The organism is Enterobacter sp. UCD-UG_FMILLET (genome assembly GCF_000762975.1).
Classification (GTDB): domain Bacteria; phylum Pseudomonadota; class Gammaproteobacteria; order Enterobacterales; family Enterobacteriaceae; genus Enterobacter; species Enterobacter dykesii.
The window spans coordinates 719896-741685 of the sequence record NZ_JRJC01000036.1; the positions used below are offsets into that span (position 1 = coordinate 719896).

17 protein-coding genes and 2 pseudogenes are annotated in these 21790 nt (G+C 58.6%); 10 read left to right on the top strand and 9 right to left on the bottom strand.

The features are described from left to right. The first annotated feature begins 3 nt into the window (after window positions 1-3). Window positions 4-960 carry a N(4)-(beta-N-acetylglucosaminyl)-L-asparaginase gene (locus LA04_RS18360; RefSeq protein WP_047652651.1) on the top strand — a complete coding sequence of 319 codons (957 nt, stop codon included), beginning with the start codon at window positions 4-6 and terminating at the stop codon, window positions 958-960. After that, window positions 960-2381 (top strand): leucyl aminopeptidase family protein, encoded by a 1422-nt coding sequence (locus tag LA04_RS18365; protein ID WP_047652652.1) that lies wholly within the window; start codon window positions 960-962, stop codon window positions 2379-2381. Before LA04_RS18360 ends, LA04_RS18365 begins: the two co-directional genes overlap by 1 nt. A gap of 16 nt (window positions 2382-2397) precedes the next feature. Here LA04_RS18365 and LA04_RS18370 read toward each other — a convergent pair whose 3' ends face one another. The 4 genes from LA04_RS18370 to LA04_RS18385 form a co-directional block, all read right to left on the bottom strand. Then, a complete protein-coding gene (locus tag LA04_RS18370; protein WP_211438414.1) occupies window positions 2398-3099 on the bottom strand; it encodes a DnaA inactivator Hda in 702 nt (233 codons plus the stop codon). 96 nt (window positions 3100-3195) lie between these two features. After that, a complete protein-coding gene (gene uraA, locus LA04_RS18375; RefSeq protein WP_047060720.1) occupies window positions 3196-4485 on the bottom strand; it encodes a uracil permease in 1290 nt (429 codons plus the stop codon). Window positions 4486-4568: 83 nt separating this feature from the next. Then, on the bottom strand, window positions 4569-5195 hold the full coding sequence (gene upp, locus LA04_RS18380) for a uracil phosphoribosyltransferase (protein ID WP_023308769.1): 627 nt from the start codon (window positions 5193-5195) through the stop codon (window positions 4569-4571). Between the two features lie 158 nt (window positions 5196-5353). After that, window positions 5354-6784 carry a 6-phospho-beta-glucosidase gene (locus LA04_RS18385; protein ID WP_047652653.1) on the bottom strand — a complete coding sequence of 477 codons (1431 nt, stop codon included), beginning with the start codon at window positions 6782-6784 and terminating at the stop codon, window positions 5354-5356. 266 nt (window positions 6785-7050) lie between these two features. Between LA04_RS18385 and purM the strand changes: the two genes are divergently transcribed. From purM to ppx, 4 genes are all read left to right on the top strand, one after another. After that, window positions 7051-8088 (top strand): phosphoribosylformylglycinamidine cyclo-ligase, encoded by a 1038-nt coding sequence (purM, locus tag LA04_RS18390; RefSeq protein WP_047652654.1) that lies wholly within the window; start codon window positions 7051-7053, stop codon window positions 8086-8088. Further along, window positions 8085-8726 (top strand): phosphoribosylglycinamide formyltransferase, encoded by a 642-nt coding sequence (gene purN / locus LA04_RS18395; RefSeq protein ID WP_032643559.1) that lies wholly within the window; start codon window positions 8085-8087, stop codon window positions 8724-8726. The genes purM and purN overlap by 4 nt, the downstream gene beginning before the upstream one ends. A gap of 207 nt (window positions 8727-8933) precedes the next feature. Continuing rightward, window positions 8934-10994 (top strand): polyphosphate kinase 1, encoded by a 2061-nt coding sequence (gene ppk1 / locus LA04_RS18400; RefSeq protein WP_033146179.1) that lies wholly within the window; start codon window positions 8934-8936, stop codon window positions 10992-10994. Between the two features lie 3 nt (window positions 10995-10997). Next, window positions 10998-12536, top strand: coding sequence for an exopolyphosphatase (ppx, locus tag LA04_RS18405; protein WP_023308773.1), 1539 nt, complete (start codon window positions 10998-11000; stop codon window positions 12534-12536). 4 nt (window positions 12537-12540) lie between these two features. Here the strand turns inward: ppx and LA04_RS18410 are convergent, their stop codons facing one another. After that, entirely contained in the window at window positions 12541-14781 is a 2241-nt protein-coding gene (locus LA04_RS18410) for an EAL domain-containing protein (RefSeq protein ID WP_047652655.1), read from the bottom strand. A 369-nt stretch (window positions 14782-15150) separates the two neighbouring features. On the opposite strand from LA04_RS18410, the gene LA04_RS18415 reads away from it, so the two are divergent. Then, on the top strand, window positions 15151-15321 hold the full coding sequence (locus LA04_RS18415) for a YfgG family protein (RefSeq protein WP_023333002.1): 171 nt from the start codon (window positions 15151-15153) through the stop codon (window positions 15319-15321). On the opposite strand, the pseudogene LA04_RS18420 reads toward LA04_RS18415, so the two are convergent. After that, window positions 15318-16233, bottom strand: a pseudogene (locus tag LA04_RS18420) (LysR family transcriptional regulator). The gene LA04_RS18415 and the pseudogene LA04_RS18420 sit on opposite strands and share 4 nt — an antisense overlap. A gap of 72 nt (window positions 16234-16305) precedes the next feature. On the opposite strand from LA04_RS18420, the gene LA04_RS18425 reads away from it, so the two are divergent. The 3 genes from LA04_RS18425 to LA04_RS18435 are packed head-to-tail and all read left to right on the top strand — an operon-like array spanning window position 16306 to window position 18808. Beyond that, window positions 16306-17535: an MFS transporter gene (locus tag LA04_RS18425; RefSeq protein WP_047652657.1), complete on the top strand. Its 1230-nt coding sequence runs from the start codon at window positions 16306-16308 to the stop codon at window positions 17533-17535. Between the two features lie 50 nt (window positions 17536-17585). Continuing rightward, the gene (locus tag LA04_RS18430; protein ID WP_047652658.1) at window positions 17586-18053 is read left to right on the top strand and encodes a DUF6130 family protein; all 468 of its coding nucleotides are present in this window, start codon (window positions 17586-17588) and stop codon (window positions 18051-18053) included. 11 nt (window positions 18054-18064) lie between these two features. Next, window positions 18065-18808: an alpha/beta fold hydrolase gene (locus LA04_RS18435; RefSeq protein ID WP_047652659.1), complete on the top strand. Its 744-nt coding sequence runs from the start codon at window positions 18065-18067 to the stop codon at window positions 18806-18808. Window positions 18809-18865: 57 nt separating this feature from the next. On the opposite strand, the gene iolB is transcribed toward LA04_RS18435, so the two are convergent. The 3 genes and pseudogenes from iolB to LA04_RS25320 all read right to left on the bottom strand — a co-directional run. Continuing rightward, the gene (iolB, locus tag LA04_RS18440) at window positions 18866-19690 is read right to left on the bottom strand and encodes a 5-deoxy-glucuronate isomerase (protein WP_047652660.1); all 825 of its coding nucleotides are present in this window, start codon (window positions 19688-19690) and stop codon (window positions 18866-18868) included. 9 nt (window positions 19691-19699) lie between these two features. After that, window positions 19700-20590 (bottom strand): myo-inosose-2 dehydratase, encoded by an 891-nt coding sequence (iolE, locus tag LA04_RS18445; RefSeq protein ID WP_047652661.1) that lies wholly within the window; start codon window positions 20588-20590, stop codon window positions 19700-19702. 11 nt (window positions 20591-20601) lie between these two features. Beyond that, window positions 20602-21780: pseudogene (locus LA04_RS25320) on the bottom strand (PfkB family carbohydrate kinase); the annotation flags it as partial. Window positions 21781-21790: the final 10 nt, after the last annotated feature.

Genomic DNA, 21790 nt, shown 5'->3' on the forward strand with positions numbered 1-21790 from the left:
AGCATGTGGGGAATTATCGCGACCTGGAGAATGGCGCTTGAAGGCGTTACGGAGTCTGCGTCTGCGCTGGCTGCGGGTAAACCAGTCTCTGCAGCGGTGGTGGATGCCGTCGCCGCCGTCGAAGACTTTCCGTTTTATAAATCCGTCGGCTACGGCGGGCTGCCCACCGAAAATGGCGAAGTGGAGCTGGACGCCGCCTACATGGACGGCGATACGCTGGCGTTTGGCGCCGTGGGCAACCTGGTGGATATCGCCAACCCGGTGCGCGTGGCGCAGGCGCTTAGCCGCCAGCGCTACAACAGCCTGCTGGTCGGCCAGGGCGCGCGGGAATGGGCGCTGAGCCAGGGCTTTGCCGACAAAACTATGCTCACCGAGCGCGCCATGCAGCACTACCGCAAACGCTGCCGCGAGACGCTGGATAAGGGCTTAAGCCCTTACGACGGGCATGACACCGTCGGCGTTATCGGCCTCGATAAACAGGGGTCAATGAGCGTCGCCACCTCCACCAGCGGCCTGTTCATGAAAAAGCGCGGCCGACTCGGGGATTCGCCGATTATTGGTTCCGGCTTTTACTGCGACAGTGAAACCGGCGCTGCCACCGCAACGGGCGTCGGTGAAGATCTGATGAAAGGGTGCACCAGCTACGAAATTGTCCGCCGCATGGCGCAGGGTATGACGCCGCAGCAGGCGGCGGATTCGATGGTGTTCGAGCTGGAAGATAAGCTGATGTCGCGCTTTGGCCGCGCGGGCGATCTCTCCGTGGTGTGCATGAACAACAGGGGCGAATTCGGGGCCGCCACCAACATCAAAACCTTCTCGTTTGTGGTGGCGACAGCTCGCCAGCCCCTCACCGTTTTTCGTACCGAACGCCTGCGGGAGAAAACGCATTATCACCCGGTAGACGATGCGTGGATGCAGGCCTATGCCGCGCGGATCCGCGCGCCGATTGAGGAGTCATGATGATTACGTATCAGTTTATCAGTGCGCTTTCCGACGCGGCTCCGCAAAGCCATTTGATTGCGGCCGCCTCCTGTACGTACCTACCCGAAACGGCGCTTGTCGCGGAAATGCGCGAGTCTGCCAGCATCGCTGATACCCGCTTTGGCTGCGCCCCGTTTGCCCGGATCACCCTGCTGCCGGATGCCCTCTGGCTGGACAGCCTGACCGAAGGATTGCTTACGGCGCTGCGCCCGCTGCTGGCCTCGCCCGCCAGTCCCGAGCTGATACTGGACGTTACCGATATCGACGATGTGGTGCTGGCGCAGGTGCTGCGCTTTCTCTTTAATCAGGCGCACAGGCTGAGCGACCTGAAGCTGAAGCAAACGGATGAATCGGCGGTGCGCCTTACGCACATTACCGCCCTCTGCCTGCCGGAACAGCAGGCAAAACTGGAGGGGATCTTCCGCCAGCAGCAGGCCATCGCCCACGGCATGGTCGCGGCGCGACGTCTGGCGGATATCCCGTCTGATCGCTGCACGCCGCAGTTTGTGGTGGAACAGGCGCAAAGGCTCTGTGCCGCCTTCCCCGCCCTGCGCTGCGAAGTGCTGAACGAAAAGGCTATTGCTGAGCAGGGTCTGGGGCTGCTGCACGCCGTTGGCAAAGGGGCGACCTGTCCGCCGCGCCTGCTGGCTCTTCATTATGACGGTGTCAACGACGGCCCGGTGCGCTGCTATGTGGGTAAAGGCATTACCTTCGATACCGGCGGCCTGTGGCTGAAGGAAGGCGCGGGCATGTACACCATGAAATACGACATGTGCGGTGCGGCTAACGTGCTGGGCCTGATGCTGACCGTCGCAGAGCTGGCGCTGCCCGTACGCATCATGGGCGTGCTGGCGCTGGCGGAAAACGCCATTGGCCCGGACGCCATGCAGCCCGGCACGGTGGCGACGGCCTGCAATGGCACCACGGTTGAAATCAACAATACCGATGCCGAAGGCCGACTGGTGCTGGCGGATGCCATCGCCTGGGCCAGCCAGCGCCATCCGCAGGCGCGCTATATTATTGATATGGCGACATTAACCGGTGCGGTCGTTAAGGCGCTGGGGTATGAGCTGAGCGGGCTGATGACGCAGGATGAACCGCTGCGCGCGGCGCTGACGCTGGCGGGTAAGCAGAGCGGCGATGAAGTGTGGTCCCTGCCGCTGGACGCGCGGCTGAAAAAACAGACCGACAGCGCCATTGCCGATCTGTGCAACACGCCGACCAACAATGCGGCGATCAGCGCCTCGGCGGCGTGGCTGCTGCACCACTTCTGCCCACCGACCATTCCGTGGGCGCATCTGGATATCAGCGGTACGGCGCTGTGGCGAGAGAGCGGCAGGAGCGTGGCATCGGGAAGACCAATTCCACTTTTGGTTGAACACCTGATGGGAGATCTTTAGCCGCCACCCGGCACAACTACAGCTTGAGAATATCTTTCACAAACGGAATGGTCAGCTTGCGCTGGGCGGTAATGGAGGCGCGATCGAGCTGATCGAGCGTGTCAAACAGCGTGCGCATTTCGCGATCCAGACGCTTGAGCAGGAAACGCCCCACGTCCTCCGGCAGCTCAAACCCGCGCTGCTTTGCGCGCAGCTGTAACGCCTGAAGCTTATCTTCATCCGACAGCGGCTGGAGCTTGTAGATTTGCCCCCAGTCCAGACGAGACGCCAGGTCCGGCAGCCCCAGATTGAGCTGACGCGGTGGACGATCGCCGGTGATCAGCAGTCGGGTTTTACCCGATTCCAGAATGCGGTTGTAGAGGTTAAAGATCGCCATTTCCCACGGCTCGTCCCCCGCCACGCATTCGATATTATCGATGCAGACCAGCGAGAGATGTTCCATTCCCTCCAGCACCTCAGGTACGAACCAGGTGCGTTTATCCAGCGGCACGTAGCCTACCGCATCACCGCGCGCCGAAAGCTCCGCGCAGGCGGCATGCAGCAGATGGCTGCGCCCCGCGCCTTCGCGTGACCAGATATAGATGTATCCGCTGTGATCCTGGCGCAGCACGTTTTGCAGTGCAGCCAGTAAAGAGGGGTTATCACCCGGCCAGAAACTCGCAAAAGTTTCGTCGTCAGGGAGATAGAGTGGCAGAGAGAGCTGTGCCGGTCCGTTCAGAAATACCTCAACCAGAGATCCTACGTAAAATCGGAATGGAGTTTAACACGGAACCTGCAAGGAGAGAACCGGGCGATCCCTCGCCCGGTAATACGATCAATGTGACGCTTTTTCGCTTTCGTCCGCGTCCAGAATTTCTTCTTCCGGGCGAATGACCGAGATCAGCTTGAAGATCAGGCTCAGGCCCACGCCGACGATGGTCGCCAGCGCCATGCCCTTCAGCTCGGCCGCACCAATGTGCACCTTCGCACCGCTCACGCCGATGATCAGGATAACGGAGGTCAGGATCAGGTTTTGCGCCTTGCTGTAATCCACTTTGGATTCAATCAGCACGCGAATACCGGAGGCGCCGATCACGCCGTACAGCAGCAGAGAAACGCCGCCCATTACCGGCACCGGAATGATCTGAATCGCTGCCGCCAGTTTACCGACGCAGGAGAGCAGAATGGCGATAATCGCCGCGCCGCCGATAACCCAGGTACTGTAGACGCGGGTAATCGCCATCACGCCGATGTTCTCGCCGTAGGTGGTGTTTGGCGTCGAGCCGAAGAAACCGGAAATGATGGTGGAGAAACCGTTCGCAAACATGGAGCGGTGCAGGCCCGGGTCGCGGATTAAATCGCGCTTAACGATGTTCGCCGTCACCACCAGGTGGCCGACGTGCTCCGCAATCACTACCAGCGCCGCAGGCAGAATGGTGAAAATAGCAAACCATTCGAAGCGCGGCGTGTAGAAGGTTGGCAGGGCGAACCAGTGCGCCTGAGCGATCGGAGTGGTGTCCACCACGCCCATCGCGAAGGAGAGCGCATAGCCCGCCAGCACGCCGATCAGGATCGGGATAATCGCCATAAAGCCGCGGAACAGCACGGAGCCAAACACCGTCACGCCCAGCGTTACCAGCGAGATGATAATGGTTTTGGAATCCGGTGACTGACCGTCAGCAGGCAGCAGGCCGGCCATATTCGCCGCCACACCCGCCAGCTCCAGACCGATAACCGCAACGATGGCGCCCATCGCCGCAGGCGGGAACATCACGTCCAGCCAGCCGGTACCGGCTTTCTTCACAATGAAGGACACCACGCAGAACAGGACGCCACACATGATAAAGCCGCCCAGCGCGACTTCATAACCCAGCGGCAGCAGCAGTAACACCGGCGAGATAAAGGCGAAACTCGACCCGAGATACGCCGGGATTTTGCCTTTACAGATAAAGAGGTACAGCAGCGTACCGATGCCGTTGAACAGCAGCACGGTGGCCGGGTTAATGTGGAACAGGATTGGCACCAGCACGGTTGCGCCAAACATGGCGAACAGGTGCTGCAAACTAAGCGGGATAGTCTGTAAAAGCGGCGGTCTTTCACTCACCCCGATAGCACGGCGCGTCATAGTGTTTTCCTCTGTGTAGTATTGTTGGTGTTTTATTCAAAAAAAAGCCGACTATCAAAGTCGGCTTATTTATCGTTATTTGATTATTTCGTACCAAAGATCTTATCGCCGGCATCGCCGAGCCCCGGGATGATGTACCCGTGCTCGTTCAGGCCCTGGTCGATAGAGGCGGTATACAGCTCAACGTCCGGGTGCGCTTTTTCCAGCGCCGCGATCCCTTCCGGAGCGGCAACCAGTACCAGCACCTTAATGCTGTTACAGCCCGCGTTTTTCAGCAGGTCGATGGTGGCGATCATTGAGCCGCCGGTCGCGAGCATTGGGTCAACCACCAGCGCCATGCGCTCGTCGATGTTAGACACCAGCTTCTGGAAGTAAGGAACCGGCTCGAGGGTCTCTTCGTTACGGTAGATACCCACCACGCTGATACGCGCGCTTGGCACGTGCTCCAGCACGCCTTCCATCATACCGAGACCGGCACGCAGGATTGGCACCACGGTAATTTTCTTACCTTTGATCTGCTCAACCTGCACCGGGCCGTTCCAGCCTTCGATGGTGACTTTTTCGGTTTCCAGATCAGAGGTCGCTTCGTAGGTCAGCAGGCTGCCGACTTCAGATGCCAGTTCGCGAAAACGCTTCGTGCTGATGTCATGCTCACGCATCAGGCCCAACTTGTGTTTAACGAGTGGGTGTTTCACTTCCACAATCTTCATTCTCTTTCTCCTCTGAGGTGGCGTCCGCAAAAAAATCGCGGGATTATACCGCTTTTTTCAGATTAGGCCATACCCATGTTGCTTGACAGGGATCAAGCAAAGACAAAAAAACCGGAGACTGGGCTCCGGCTTAATTGCGGGGTTCTGCCGGGCGGCGCTTAGAGCTGCTCTCCGTTGCTGGCAATCACCTGCTTATACCAGTCGAACGATTTCTTCTTACTGCGGTTCAGCGTGCCGTTGCCTTCATTATCTTTATCGACAAAGATAAAGCCGTAGCGTTTTTTCATTTCGCCCGTTCCGGCAGACACCAGGTCGATGCAGCCCCACGGAGTGTAGCCCATCAGGTCTACGCCATCTTCCTCCACCGCTTTTTTCATCTCGCTGATGTGGGCAGCCAGATAATCAATACGGTACTGATCGTTAACCGTGCCGTCGCTCTCCTGTACGTCGATCGCGCCAAAGCCGTTCTCAACGATAAACAGCGGCAGCTGGTAGTGATCCCAGAACCAGTTCAGGGAGTAGCGCAGCCCGACCGGGTCAATCTGCCAGCCCCAGTCGGATTTCTGCACGTACGGGTTGGAGACCAGGCTTTTGCTTTCGTCGTAATCCAGCTGCGGGTTGTCCGCCGTCGCCTTGGTGGCGAAGGACATATAGTAGCTGAAGCCGATGTAATCGACGCAGCCCTGCGTCAGCGCGGCTTTATCTTCTTCGGTAATATCCAGCGCGAAGCCGCGACGTTCGAAGTAGTTGAGCAGGTGCTGCGGGTACTTGCCGCGCACGTGCACGTCGGTGAACCAGTAGCGGCGGTGCATGGCGTTCATCGCCATCATCATATCGTCCGGCGCGCAGGTCAGCGGGTAGATAGGACACATGGCAATCATGCAGCCAATCTGCAGCGATGGGTTAATCTCGCGCCCCGCCTTCACCGCCAGGGCGCTGGCCACGAGCTCGTAGTGCGCCGCCTGGAACATCACCGGTTCACGGTCTTCACCCGGCGCGTACTTCAGCCCGGAGTTCGTGAATGGCGCAAAGTCTTCGTGGAAGTTAGCCTGGTTGTTGATCTCGTTGAAGGTCATCCAGTACTTCACCTTATGCTGGTAGCGCTGGAACACCACTTTTGCAAAACGAACGAAGAAGTCGATCAGCTTACGGTTGCGCCAGCCGCCGTATTCAGTGACCAGATGGAAAGGCATCTCGAAGTGAGAAAGAGTGATCACCGGTTCGATGCCGTACTTCAGGCATTCGTCGAACAGATCGTCATAGAATTTCAGGCCAGCCTCGTTAGGCTCAAGCTCGTCGCCTTTCGGGAAGATCCGCGTCCAGGCAATAGAGGTGCGGAAGCATTTGAACCCCATCTCGGCAAAGAGTTTGATGTCTTCTTTATAGCGGTGGTAGAAATCGATGGCTTCATGGTTAGGGTAATTTTTCCCGTCCAGCACGCCGTTGGTGATTTCACGCGGCACGCCGTGCGCCCCCGCGGTCATGACGTCGGCGACGCTCACGCCCTTGCCGCCCTCTTTCCAGCCGCCTTCCAGCTGGTGCGCCGCAACGGCCCCGCCCCACAGAAAATCTGCTTTAAATCCTGACATTCGCTTTCCCTCATTCTGCGTTATTTTCTGCAAAAACAATTACAGAAACCGGTTTCAGTTCGATGATGTGCAAAGGGCATAGCTGTTGCAAGCAGTTCTCAGAAACCGGTTTCATTTTCGTGAACAGAGTCAAGTTTGGCTGCATTCACAAGGTACGCAGAAAAAAAGATCCCTACGTCCAGAATAGGCTCGCAAACGTTTGCCTGGACTGTTAGAATTGCGCCGATTTTTCTTACTAGCTATGCAATCGCGTGGGGATTTAAGCCGTGACCAACAAAACTTCTCTCAGCTACAAAGATGCCGGTGTTGATATTGACGCAGGTAATTCGCTGGTTGACCGAATCAAAGGTGTGGTGAAAAAAACCCGCCGCCCGGAAGTGATGGGTGGTCTGGGTGGATTCGGCGCACTGTGCGCGCTGCCGCAAAAATATCGTGAACCTGTTCTGGTCTCGGGAACTGACGGTGTAGGCACCAAACTGCGCCTGGCGATGGATTTAAAACGTCACGACACGATCGGTATCGATCTGGTCGCGATGTGCGTGAATGACCTGGTAGTACAGGGCGCAGAGCCGCTGTTCTTCCTCGATTACTACGCAACCGGCAAACTGGACGTGGATACCGCTGCCAGCGTGATTAACGGTATCGCCGAAGGCTGTCTGCAGTCCGGCTGTGCGCTGGTCGGTGGTGAAACCGCAGAAATGCCGGGCATGTATCACGGCGAAGATTATGACGTCGCGGGCTTCTGCGTCGGCGTAGTAGAAAAATCAGAAATTATCGACGGCAGCAAAGTGGCCGATGGCGATGTGCTGATCGCGCTGGCTTCCAGCGGCCCGCACTCCAACGGCTACTCCCTGGTGCGTAAAATCCTCGAAGTGAGCGGTTGTGATCCGCTGACTACCGAGCTTGACGGTAAACCGCTGGCTGACCATCTGCTGGCGCCGACCCGCATCTACGTGAAAAACGTGCTTGAGCTTATCGAGAACGTCGAGGTTCACGCTATCGCTCACCTGACCGGCGGCGGCTTCTGGGAAAACATCCCGCGCGTCCTGCCGGACAACACCCAGGCGGTGATCGACGAATCCTCATGGCAGTGGCCAGCCGTGTTTAACTGGCTGCAGACCGCGGGTAACGTGAGCTCTCACGAAATGTACCGCACCTTTAACTGCGGCGTGGGCATGGTTATCGCCCTGCCGGCAAGCGAAGCGGATAAAGCGGTTAAGCTGCTGACTGAAAAAGGTGAAAACGCGTGGAAAATCGGTACGATTAAAGCTTCCGATTCCGAACAGCGCGTGGTCATTGAATGAAAAACATCGTGGTGCTCATTTCCGGCAACGGAAGCAATTTGCAGGCCATCATAGACGCCTGCAAACAGAAGAAAATCAATGGCACCATTCGGGCAGTTTTCAGCAACAAGGCCGACGCGTTCGGCCTTGAGCGCGCGCGGGAAGCGAACATTCCCGCGCACGCGCTGGAGGCCAGCCAGTTCGCCGGGCGTGAAGCCTTTGACCGCGAGCTGGTTCAGGAGATTGATGCCTACGCGCCGGACGTGGTCGTGCTGGCGGGCTATATGCGTATTCTAAGCCCGGCCTTCGTCGAACACTTCGCCGGACGTCTGCTGAATATCCACCCTTCCCTGCTGCCGAAATATCCCGGCCTGCACACCCATCGTCAGGTTCTGGAAAACGGCGATGAGGAGCACGGCACCTCCGTGCATTTCGTTACCGACGAGCTGGACGGCGGCCCGGTGATCCTGCAGGCCAAAGTTCCGGTCTTTGACGGCGACAGCGAAGAAGACGTGACCGAACGCGTGCAGACCCAGGAACACGCCATTTACCCGCTGGTGGTCAGCTGGTTTGTCGACGGGCGTCTCGAGATGCGCGACGGCGCAGCCTGGCTGGACGGCGTGAAGTTACCCCCGCAGGGTTATGCGGCCGAAGAGTAGTTTGCTATGTCGGGTGGCGCTGCTGCGCTTACCCGACCTGTTCATTGCATTACCCGATATTCCCTTCTCCAACCTTCTAAAATCCCCAACAAAAAAAATAACTGTCATACTTTTCTGGCACTGTTGGACATATCGTGGAAATGCTCGCCATAATAAGGACGAGACGGATTTACCACGTCCTGTGATTGAACTGGAGTGTGAGCTGTAATGGGTCAGGAAAAGTTATATATCGAGAAAGAGCTAAGCTGGTTAGCATTCAACGAACGTGTACTCCAGGAAGCGGCAGACAAAAGTAACCCGCTGATCGAGCGCATGCGTTTTTTGGGCATTTATTCCAACAACCTGGATGAGTTCTACAAGGTTCGCTTTGCCGAGCTGAAAAGACGCATCATCATCAGTGAAGAACAGGGCTTAAACTCGCACTCGCGGCATTTGCTGGGTAAAATCCAGTCCCGCGTGCTGAAAGCCGATCAGGAATTTGACGGCCTGTATAACGAACTGCTGCTGGAGATGGCGCGCAATCAAATCTTCCTCATTAACGAACGTCAGCTTTCCGTTAACCAACAAAACTGGCTGCGCCACTACTTCAAACACTATCTGCGCCAGCACATTACCCCGATTCTGATCAACCGCGAAACCGATCTGGTTCAGTTCCTGAAAGATGATTACACCTACCTGGCGGTGGAAATTATTCGCGGTGAATCCATCCGTTACGCGCTGCTGGAGATCCCGTCCGACAAGGTGCCGCGCTTTGTGAACCTGCCGCCGGAAACCCCGCGCAGACGCAAGCCGATGATCCTGCTGGACAACATCCTGCGCTACTGTCTGGACGACATCTTCAAAGGCTTCTTCGATTACGATGCGTTAAACGCCTACTCGATGAAGATGACCCGTGACGCCGAATATGACCTGGTGCACGAGATGGAAGCCAGCCTGATGGAGCTGATGTCCTCCAGCCTGAAACAGCGCCTGACGGCCGAACCGGTTCGCTTTGTCTATCAGCGCGATATGCCGGACGCCATGGTGGAGATGCTGCGCGAGAAACTGACCATTTCGCGCTATGACTCCATCGTGCCGGGTGGTCGCTACCACAACTTTAAAGACTTTATTGGCTTCCCGAACGTCGGCAAAGCCAATCTGGTCAATAAACCGCTGCCGCGCCTGCGCCATCTGTGGTTCGATAAATTCCGCAATGGATTTGACGCCATTCGCGAACGTGACGTGCTGCTCTACTATCCGTACCACACGTTTGAGCACGTGCTGGAACTGCTGCGTCAGGCCTCGTTCGACCCGAGCGTGCTGGCGATTAAAATCAATATTTACCGCGTGGCAAAAGATTCCCGCATCATCGATGCGATGATCCACGCGGCGCACAACGCCAAAAAGGTCACCGTGGTGGTTGAGCTGCAGGCGCGCTTCGACGAAGAGGCCAACATTCACTGGGCGCGCCGTCTGACGGAAGCCGGTGTACACGTCATCTTCTCCGCGCCGGGGCTGAAAATTCACGCCAAGCTGTTCCTGATCTCCCGTAAAGAGGGAGACGATGTGGTGCGTTATGCCCACATCGGTACCGGGAACTTTAACGAGAAAACGGCGCGAATTTATACCGACTACTCGCTCTTAACCGCCGACGCCCGCATCACTAACGAAGTGCGCCGGGTCTTTAACTTTATCGAAAACCCGTACCGTCCGGTGAGCTTTGACTATCTGCTGGTCTCGCCGCAGAACTCGCGCCGCCTGCTGTACGATATGATCGATAAAGAGATCGCCAATGCCCAGAAAGGGCTGTCGTCCGGCATCACGCTGAAGCTTAACAACCTTGTCGACAAAGGGCTTGTGGACAGGCTGTATGCAGCGTCCAGCTCAGGCGTGCCGGTTAACCTGCTGATCCGCGGCATGTGCTCGCTGATCCCAGAACTGGAAGGCATCAGCGACAATATTCGCGTGATCAGCATTGTTGACCGTTACCTGGAACACGATCGGATCTATATTTTTGATAATGCGGGTGATAAACAGGTCTATCTCTCTTCGGCAGACTGGATGACGCGCAATATTGACTACCGTATTGAAGTCGCGGCACCGCTGCTGGATCCGCGTCTGAAGCAGCAGATCCTCGACATCATCGAGATTCTGTTCAGCGATACCGTGAAAGCACGCTATATCGACAAAGAACTCAGTAACCGCTATGTACCGCGCGGCAACCGCCGCAAAGTGCGGTCGCAACTGGCGATTTACGACTATATCAAATCACTCGAGCAACCCGATTAACCTATGCCGATAAATGATAAGACCCCACGCCCGCAGGAATTCGCCGCGGTCGACCTTGGCTCTAACAGTTTCCACATGGTCATCGCCCGTGAGGTGGATGGCGCGCTGCAGATCATCGGTCGTCTGAAGCAGCGCGTACACCTGGCGGATGGTCTTGATGAACGCAGCATGCTCAGCGAAGAGGCGATGGAGCGCGGGTTAAACTGCCTGTCGCTGTTTGCTGAACGCCTGCAGGGCTTCTCTCCCTCAAGCGTGTGCATCGTGGGCACCCACACCCTGCGCCAGGCCCTGAATGCCCCGGAGTTCCTCAAGCGGGCCGAAAAGGTGATCCCCTACCCGATTGAGATCATCTCCGGCAACGAAGAAGCGCGTCTGATTTTCATGGGCGTTGAGCACACCCAGCCGGAAAAAGGGCGCAAGCTGGTTATCGATATCGGCGGTGGCTCAACGGAGCTGGTGATCGGCGAAGACTTTGAGCCGCGCCTGGTGGAAAGCCGCCGTATGGGCTGCGTCAGCTTCGCGCAGATGTATTTCCCGGGCGGCACCATCACCCGCGAGAACTTCCAGCGCGCGCGTATGGCGGCCGTCCAGAAGCTGGAAAACCTGGCCTGGCAGTACCGTATTCAGGGCTGGAACGTGGCGCTGGGCGCGTCGGGCACCATCAAGGCGGCGCATGAAGTGCTGCTGGCGATGGGTGAAAAAGACGGGTTTATCACGCCCGAACGCCTGACGTTGCTGACCGAAGAGGTGCTGAAGCATAAAAGTTTTGACGCCTTAAGCCTGCCGGGTCTTTCCGACGAGCGTAAAGCGGTATTCGTGCCGGGGCTGGCTATTCTCTGCGGCGTGTTTGATGCCCTCGCCATAAAAGAGCTGCGTCTGTCGGACGGCGCGCTGCGTGAAGGCGTGCTGTATGAGATGGAAGGCCGCTTCCGCCATCAGGATATTCGCAGCCGCACCGCGCAAAGTCTCGCCAACCAGTACAACATCGACCGTGAACAGGCGAAGCGCGTGCTGGACACCACGGTGCAGATGTACGAACAGTGGCAGGAGCAGAATCCGAAGCTCGCGCACCCGCAGCTTGCCGCGCTGTTGAAATGGGCCGCGATGCTGCACGAGGTGGGGCTGAACATCAACCACAGCGGGATGCACCGCCATTCGGCCTACATTCTGCAAAACAGCGATCTGCCTGGCTTCAACCAGGAGCAGCAAACCATGATGGCGACCCTGGTGCGTTATCACCGCAAGGCCATCAAGCTCGACGACCTGCCGCGCTTTACGCTGTTCAAGAAAAAACAGTTCCTGCCGCTTATTCAGTTGCTGCGTCTGGGCGTGCTGCTCAATAACCAGCGTCAGGCGACAACGACGCCGCCAACGTTAAAACTGAAAACAGACGACCATCACTGGACGCTGAGCTTCCCGCACGACTGGTTCAGCCAGAACGCGCTGGTCCTGCTGGATCTGGAAAAAGAGCAGCAGTACTGGGAAGCCGTCACCGGCTGGCTGCTCAAAATTGAAGAAGAGAGCGCCGACGTCGCCGCGTAACGGATCAGGCGTCCGCGGTGGACGCCTCTGCTTCCAGCAGTGACTCAAGCGGTGCCGGCCTGCCAACCAGATAACCCTGCACATAATCGATGCCTAGCGCCTGAACCGCGCTACGTATCTCTTCGCTTTCGACATACTCCGCCACCACCAGCATTTTCTTCATGCGCGCAAGATGGCAGATAGACGCAACAATCTGATAATCCAGGCTGTTGTTGACGATATTTCGGATAAAGCTGCCGTCAATCTTGAGAATATCCGCGTCCACGCTTTTCAGCCGCGCATAGCTCGCATAGCCGGTGCCAAAATCATCAATCGCAATACGTACCCCCATTTTCTGCAGCTGCCGGAGGATGTAGAGCCCCTGCTCCGCATTGCAAAAAGTGCTGCACTCCGTCACTTCAAAGATCAGCTGCCACGGCTCAATGGCGTATTTCGCCAGCAGGCGACTCACCTCAAGCGGAAACTGCACCCGACACACGGTCGACGGGGCAAGATTAATGGCAAAGCGCTGGCCGGGCAGTCTTTCGCGATGCGCGGCGAGAAAGCGCAGGGTGTGCTCCAGCACCCACAAATCTACCCGCGAGGAGAGGCCAAACTCCTGCGCGACGGGCAGGAACTGGTCGGGGGAAATCAATAGCCCGTTGATATCCGGCATCCGGAGCAGGACCTCGTGATAGCAATCGCCACGCATGCCGCGAACGGGTTGAACCAGCAGGGTGAATTCGTCGTTATCCAGCGCCTTTTGCAGGCGGCTCATCATTGCGACTTTATTCTTAAGGTTGCGCTGCAAATGGACGGCCCCACGCTGCTGAAGATTTTCCGGATGGTTGGAGGAGAGCGACAGATCGGCGACCACGCCCAGCTCGCCCAGCACCAGATAAAGATGGTTAACCGGGGACCGGACATAGCAATAGCTCACGCCCACCTGCGGCTGCAGCGGCATGCCGTCCCAGACAAAGCGGAACTGCTTGATATGCTCGTCCAGGGCTTCAATACGCTGCTGGTGCGATTCCGCGTTAAGCCGTACCGCCAGGTCATACCCGGTCAGGTGATAGACCAGCTCATTGGGCTGGAGAATGCCATTCACCCACTGCGCCAGCTGCTGCTTGTACTGAATCCGCAGCAACACACCGTAATTTCGGCCGAGAATTTCCAGCTCCGGAATGCGCAGCAGGCAGAGCGCCGACCACGGGTTTTTCGCCAGATCGCGCGACAGCGCCCGCAGGTTAGGCATATGGACGACCGGGTCGAGCAGCGCCAGCCTGCGGGAGCGTTTGTTCGCCGCGCGCTGCCGGGTCGCCAGCATCGACATATAAATCACCACGAACGAGAAGACCAGGTAACTGGAAGAGGTGATCGCCAGCTGAATGTCATACCCCGGGTTCACCGGGATATAGCGGTAAAAATAGTGAATAGATACCAGCAGTATCGGCGTCCAGATAAGCGAAATCAGCTTATAGCCAAAACGCATCGCGCCCCAGAGCATCACCGGCATCAGCAGGGAAAGGGTGTAGTTGGTGGTGAAAATGGAGCTGTTCTCATTCATCGGAATCAGCAGCAGCGAAAGCAGTCCGCCAAGCGCTATAGCCCACACCAACAACTCAACGACCGTCACCTTTTTGTCTATCCCGGAACGGATCTGCGAGAGAAGGCTTTTGAGATAGCGCGGATGACGAAGCAGGCGGATCAGCAGATAGCTCAGCGGCACGCCCGTCAGACCGCTGACCAGCAGCGTCTGATAGTTGATAAGCGTGCGAACATTAAGGGGGTTTAATCCCGCAAGGCTCTGACGGCTCTCATACACGCCTAAATACACCGCAAACTGAAACAGCACCAGAAACAGCGTCGCGGGGCAGAATACCTGCCAGAAGATGCGCTGCGCCATCAGCCGCACGTCGCCGTACGCGGTCATATTCCGTCTGGGCGCAAATACCCGGTAGCCACCCCAGCTCAGCACTAATGGAACGACAAAATGGAGGATCCCCGCGAAGGTTTCAAACATCCCGACCGACGGGTAATAGCGGATAAACAGCGACAATACGATCCCGGGCAGCGCTTCCAGGCCAAAAAACATCATCAGCGAAAGCAAAAATGAGAGGGGTAAATAATAGAGTGCCGCAATGCCGTCGCCCAGCTGTGTGAAGGTATTCGCGATACTCAGCACGGGAAGTAAAACCACAGGCAAAATAAGCGGTAATGCCCACCAGCGGTTTTCATTTTTTTTCAGGAAAGCCAGAATGTTCATAGATGCCCGGTTAAACCCCTTTCGCTCCAGAGGGAAAATAAAGACAGGCATCCAACCTGACGTACGCGCCGCCCGGCAGCGTGCGGGCGAACTGTGTGGAGGAAGGATTTTAAATATAAGGGCCGGGAAGCCGTTGACTTAAATCAAACTATTTTACGCAAATATCTGTTTGCGGCGTTTTTTTGAAATCATTTTCTTCATATTATCAATGTGGTAAATGCCTTAACTAATTTCAATAACACTAATTAATGTAAACATTGACGGTTATTTACACACAGCAGAATTGACCCCGTCTTCCCGCTGTGCCTTAATATCCTTGTCGCCCAAAAGGGCTTATCCAGGAAAAACAGAGTGAGTCAGGTCACGCGTATGCGAAAACGACATCAATTTAATACCCGAATGACCCGCATCATACTGCTCATCAGCTTCCTGTTTTTCTTTGGCCGCTTCGTTTACTCTTCAATTGGCGCCTGGTACCACCATCAGGACAAAACCCAGTCGCAGCAATCCAGCCTGACCGTCGACACCGCCGATCGCTAAACAGCCGAAGGATGTTGCACGAGCCGAATAATGGCCGCGATCCCTTTGCTGAGGATTTTATCCTGCCGCATTACCACCGCCAGCTGCCGCTGCAGCATGGGCGTAAGCGACATCACGCGTAGCCCTTCGCGATCGACATCCTTTTCGACCGCCATTCGCGGCACAATACTGTAGCCCAGTCCCGCGCGAACCATGCGTTTGATCGCCTCGATGCTGCCAAGCTGCATCACCGGTGCGATCGCTAATCCATTAGCCGCAAACCAGCCATCGATCAGCGCCCGGGTACCGCTGCCTGATTCAAAGGCAATCAGCGGCTGAGCGTGCAGCGCCTCCGGGGTAAAGTCCCTGAAAGCATCCTGCTGCTCACGCGACGCGATAAAAACAAACTCTTCGTCCATTACCGGCATGACGTCCAGCGATCTGCCACTTACCGGCAGCGTCACCAGTCCCATATCGAGCCGGTTCTCTTCGATGGCCCTGACGATATCGAGCGTGTTGCCCGTCGTCACCCCCACCCTCAGGAGCGGATAGTCGCGCCGCAACTTCTCCAGCAGCGGCGGCAGAAGATGGATGCAGGCCGTTGCCCCCGTGCCAAGCGTAATGGTGCCGCTCACATCGTGGCTGAATGCGCTCACGGACCGGATGGCGTCATCCACCGCCAGTTGAATACGCTCTCCGTGCGCCAGCAACGCCTGCCCGGCAGCCGTCGCCTTAATCCCCCGCCCGGTACGCTCCACCAGCCGCGTTTGCAGAAACTGCTCCAGCTGGCGTATTTGCAGGCTGACGGCGGGCTGGGAGATACCCAGCGCATCCGCTGCCGCTGAAAAACTGCCGCGCTGGATCACCAGACGGAACGTGGCGAGATAGCCCAGATTAAGCGTTGTCATTCAAAGTTTCTCTTATACCGCGCATAAGGTTGCTGCCCTGCCAGCACAATAGCGCGCGAGTTATGCTCAGGACAACTGCATAACGGAATGAAAACTAATGGAAACACCCGCCCTGCCACGCCGCCTCGCCCTCACGGCGGGATGTCATCAGCTCATCAACTGGGGGATCTCGTTTTATATGCCCGGCACCTTTGCGCTGGCGATTTCAGCCGACCGGGGATGGTCATCACCGCAGATTTACCTCGGTCTGACGCTGGCGATGCTGGTGATGGCGGCGATTTCTCCATTTGTCGCCCGCCTGCTGGCACGCTTTGGCGGTCAGAAGGTGGTAATGAGCGGCACGTTGCTGATCGCCGCAAGCTGCGCGGGGATGGCGTACAGCCAGACGCTTTTTGGCTGGTACTGCGCCTGGCTTATCGGCGGCACAGGGATGCGCCTGTCGCTGTACGATGCGCTGTTCGCCGCGCTGGTAAACCTCTACGGGCAGCAGGCGCGAAGAACGATCTCACGCGTCACGCTGGCGGGCGGGCTGGCCTCCGCGGTTTTCTGGCCGCTGGGCGATGCTCTGCTTCAGGTCATGAGCTGGCAGGAGGCGCTGCGCGTCTACGCTCTCTTCGGCCTGCTGAGCGCGATGCTGATTCGAACGCTTCCCCGACAGCGGCTGACGGTGACGACAAGGGTCGCCGCGCCGCCGCGGGACAACGAGCGGCGTAACGGCTGGCTTTATGCCGCCTTCATTGCCCTCATCACCTTTGTCTCTAACGGCACGTCCACCCATCTGCCGGAGTTTATTGCCCACTTCGGCCTGCCGGTCGCCATCGGGATGCTGTGGGGGATCGGCCAGACGGGCGCTCGTTCTGTGGAGGTGCTGGCGGGCGCTCGCTTAACGCCGTTCAGGCTGACCCTTTTCACCGCCCTCGCCATGCCGCTCTGCTTTCTTCTGGGGATGAGCAGCGCCCTGTTTGCGTGGTGTGCGGCCGGGTTTGTGCTGGGCTATGGCGCCATCAACGGGCTGGTCACCATCGTAAAAGCCACCCTGCCGCTGGAGCTGTTTAGTACCGAAAGCTATGCCCGCCGCACGGGCATGCTGCTTATCCCCGGCCAGCTGATGGCGGCAGCCTCACCGTTCGCCTATGCGTGGCTGAATAAAACGCTGGGGATAGCGGGTGCAATGTGGATATCAACGGGCCTGACGCTGGTGATTGCCGGGCTGGCGATAGCGATTGTGCGCCGTCCACGCAGGCAAACTGTATCGCACTGTATCCAGAGCGCCACGCTGACAAACGGGTACAAAACCCCGCCTCCGGCAAATATCTCCGATACATAAAAATGGTTTTCTTTCCCTGTCGCCATTCAGAACCGATGAGGAGAGAACCCATGATTCATCGCTATGCACTTATCCCCCTGCTTGTCCTGGCCTCTGTAGCCCATGCCCAGGCCACACCGCTGGACAACCTGAGCGCCGCGGACGTGAACGGCCCCGCAGCCGTTGCGCCGCTGGAACACCCGCAGCCGCCTGCCAGGCTGATCGTCGATCCCCCGCTTGCCGGGCCGCTGAGCAAAGGCGCGGTGTTTATACAGTATCGGGCCGAAAACCTGCGCATCGAGCCGGTATTCGGCCCCGACGCGCTCAAGGTCACCCCGCGCATCGGGCACATTCACGTGGTGGTGGATGACGCGCCATGGCACTGGGCTGACGCCAGCGGAGAACCGGTGATCCTGGTAGGGCTGCCCGCCGGTAAACACAAGGTGACGATAATTCTGGCCGACCCGACGCATAAGCCGCTCGACCACAAAACCGTTGAATTCACCGTCCCGCCCCATGCGGCGGTCCACCATTTTTAAGGAGTCTGAAGATGAAAGCACTGTCTGTAGTCACGGCAGGCCTGCTGGCACTTTCCGCCAGCGCCTTTGCGCAGAGTAATACCAGCGTCGTGCTGGTGCACGGCGCGTTTGCCGACGGCAGCAGCTGGAATAAGGTAATTACCCTTTTGCAGAAGCAGCACGCAGAAGTCATTGCCGTCCAGCTTCCGCTCACGTCGCTTAAGGATGACGTTGCGGCCACGCGGCGGGCCATCGCCCGCGCCGAGGGTGACGTGGTGCTGGTAGGCCACTCCTGGGGCGGCACCGTGATTAGCGAGGCGGGCAACGATGCGCGGGTAAAATCGCTGGTGTACGTGGCGGCGTTCGCGCCGAACTCCGGCCAGTCGACGGCGGATCTGGCAGGAAGCTTCCCTGCCCCGCCGGGCAGCGCGGGCATTGCTAAATCGGCGGACGGCTATTTATACCTGCCAGCGGACGCCGTCAGGAAGGATTTCGCGCCTGACGCGAAACCGGTAGAACAACAGACCATTGCGGCCACGCAGGGGCCAATTAAGGCCGAGGCGTTTGGTGAAAAGGTTGCCCACGCGGCGTGGCATGACAAACCTAGCTGGTATGTGGTCAGCAAGAATGACCGAATGATCAACCCCGATCTTGAACGGGCGATGGCGAAGACGATCCATGCGAAAACCGCCGAGGTGGCGGCAAGCCACGTGTCTATGGTCAGCCAGCCGGAGGCTATCGCCCGGACGATTGCGCAGGCGGTTGAAGCAAAGTAGTATTTTTGCGGACTTTATGCCGGGTAAGCACGGCGCCACCCGGCAAAAAAGACCGCTTCAGCGCTCCCTGTTCGCGGGATAATCCCGATTAATCCACGCGTGGTCCTCTTCCCAGGTAAACATCCATTTACGCACCGGACCGGCCATCACGTTGAGGTAGTAGCTGTCATACCCGGCCATCGTCGCCACCGGGTGGTAGCCCTTAGGCACCATCACCACGTCACGGTTATAAACCGCCATACACTCATCCAGCGTTCTGTCGTCGGTATAGACGCGCTGCATGCAGAACCCCTGCTCCGGGTTGAGGCGATGGTAGTAGGTCTCCTCCAGATAGGTCTCCTGAGGCGGGTTATCCGTGTCGTGCTTGTGGCTCGGGTACGAGCTGGTGCAGCCTTCACTGGTCCACACCTCCACCACCAGCAGGCTGTCGGCGGGCTTATCTTCCGGCAAAATATTATGCACGTAGCGCTGGTTATGACATTTGCCGCGCGCTTCACCGTCGATATCCTGCGGGGCAATCAGCCGCGTCGGATAGGTGCCTTTGCCCGGCGCGGCGCAGACCGCCAGCTCCAGCGTCGTCAGCGCCTTCACCTGCACCGACTCCTGCGGGGTGACGTAAACCGCCCACGGCTTGATGCGCTCGAAGGGGCTCATCCGCTCGCCGATGTCGTTAAACTGTGCGGAAGGCGTGCGGATGGAGGCGCGTCCGGCGACCAGCACCAGACAGCGCTCTTCGCTAACGGCGGGCAGCGTCAGCGTCTGCCCCTCCTGCAGCTCATACGCCTCAAAGCCGACGTAGCCCCACCCTGCGCTTTCCGGCGTAACGGACTGGGTGCGCCCCTCCGCGTTCGGCTGTTGCCAGCCTGATAACAGACGTGACATGTTCCCTCCTCAAATCAGTCCGGCGTCGCGCGCCAGGCGGCTCAGGTTGTTATACCCCAGACGGGCGTAGGTCAGCGGATGGGCAATCGCCGGATCCTGCTCGGCCTCGACCACCAGCCAGCCGTGATAATCCTGCGCCTTCAGCAACCGCATAATCGGCGGGTAATCGACGCAGCCGTCGCCCGGCACGGTGAACACGCCGCTCAGCACCGCATCGAGGAAGCTGGTTTTGCGGTTTTTGACGTCCGCCAGCACGTCGGCGCGCACGTCTTTGCAGTGAACGTGATTGATGCGCGACGCCCAGCGCTGCGCCACCGCCAGAGGATCGGCCCCGGCAAAGGTCAGATGGCCGGTATCCAGCAGCAGTCCGACCGCTTCCCCGGTGTGAGTCATCAGATTGTCCACGTCCTCGGCAGACTCAATCACCGTGCCCATATGGTGATGGTAGGCAATCTGCACGCCCTGCTGCTGCGTATAGCGGGCAAATTCGGTGAGCTTCTCGCCGTACTCCTTCCAGCGTTCCTGCGGGAAGCGCGGGCGCAGATGCACCGGGGTCTGCTGCTCGCCGTGAATGCAGCCGCTCACTTCCGCAAACACCAGCACCTTCGCCCCCAGCTCGCGCAGCAGCGTCAGGTGGGACTGCACGGCGGCGATCTCCTCCTCCACGCTGCGCTCCAGCAGGCGGCCGGAGTACCAGCCGGAGACCAGCTGCAGGTCGTGACGCTGCAGGATTGGGCCAAGCAGGCGCGCTTCGCGCGGGAATTTATTGCCCAGCTCGAAGCCGGCAAAACCGGCCTCTTTACCTTCGCTCAGACAGGTCTCCAGCGACGTCTCCGCGCCGAGAGAAGGCAGATCGTCGTTCGTCCACGTCAGCGGGTTAATGCCTAATTGCACACTCATTGTCGTCTCCATTATGCGTGTCCGCGCTCGCGCCACCAGGCGATAAGCTGCAGGTAGTTGTCCCGGATGCGCGCCACCAGCTGCGCATCGTCAATATCGTGCTTCAGCCACGCGCGGGAGGCATCGCCAAACAGCGTGCGCCCCACGGCGAAGCCTTTTACTACCGTCTGCCCCGCTGCGGCTTTGAAGTCCGCGCGCAGCTGTTCCGCCGGGGCGTCCAGGCCGAGGATCACCACCCCTCGGCAGTGCGGGTCCCGGCGTTCGATAATCTCGCTCAGCGCCGTCCAGCCGTCGGCGGAGAGCGGCGGCAGCTTCCACCAGTCCGGGTAAATGCCCAGGTTGTAGAAGCGGGATATAGCGCGCAGGTAGAGCTCGTCGCTGCGCGGCATGGTCGCGGGCAGGATCACCTCAAGCAGCAGCTCGTGCCCGGACCGGCAGCAGGCGTGGTACACCTCGGCTATTTTCTGCTCCTGCTCCAGGCGCAGGCCGTGGGCATCTTCCGGGTGGAAGAAGACCAGGCACTTCACCACGTGCTCCTGCGGCCAGCTGATAAGCTGGGTACCGATGTTGCCGTGCTCCATCTCCAGCGGCCTAGAGCCCGGCAGCTCAATGGGACGACCAATCCACCACCCTTCCCCGGTGATGGCGTTCAGCGCGTCCTGACCAAAGGTGCCGTCGCACAGCAGGCCGGCTTTGCCCTCCAGCCCGGCGCGGCTCGCCGCCTCGCGGCTGGCCTGCAGGATCAGCTGCTTCAGCACGGGAATGCGCTTAAGCGACGCGCCGCACTGCAATGCCATGTCCTCAAGCTGGCTGCGGTGGTCGAAGGCCATCACGCACAGCTCCGGCCATTCGCGGCGGCGGGTGGTCACCCGGTGGAGGTGGTTAAGACGCGGGTCAAGGTCCGGGCGCGGCACGTTCGCGGCGCGGGAGAGATAGTCATCCAGCTCGATTTTGCTCGGCATCGCCGGGGCGCAGCCGTGGCGCGAAACCACCAGCGCGCCGCAGGCGTTGGCGTAGCGGCACGCCTGCTCCCAGCCTTCGTCGTTCAGGTAGCCGCGCAGCAGGCCGGACATAAACGCGTCCCCCGCCCCGAGGACGTTCAGCACCTCCACGCGCACGCCGGTCACCGTCAGGCCGTCGTCCAGCCGCGACGGAATGGCGTCGGTATAGACCGAGCAGCCGAGCGCGCCGNGCTCGATT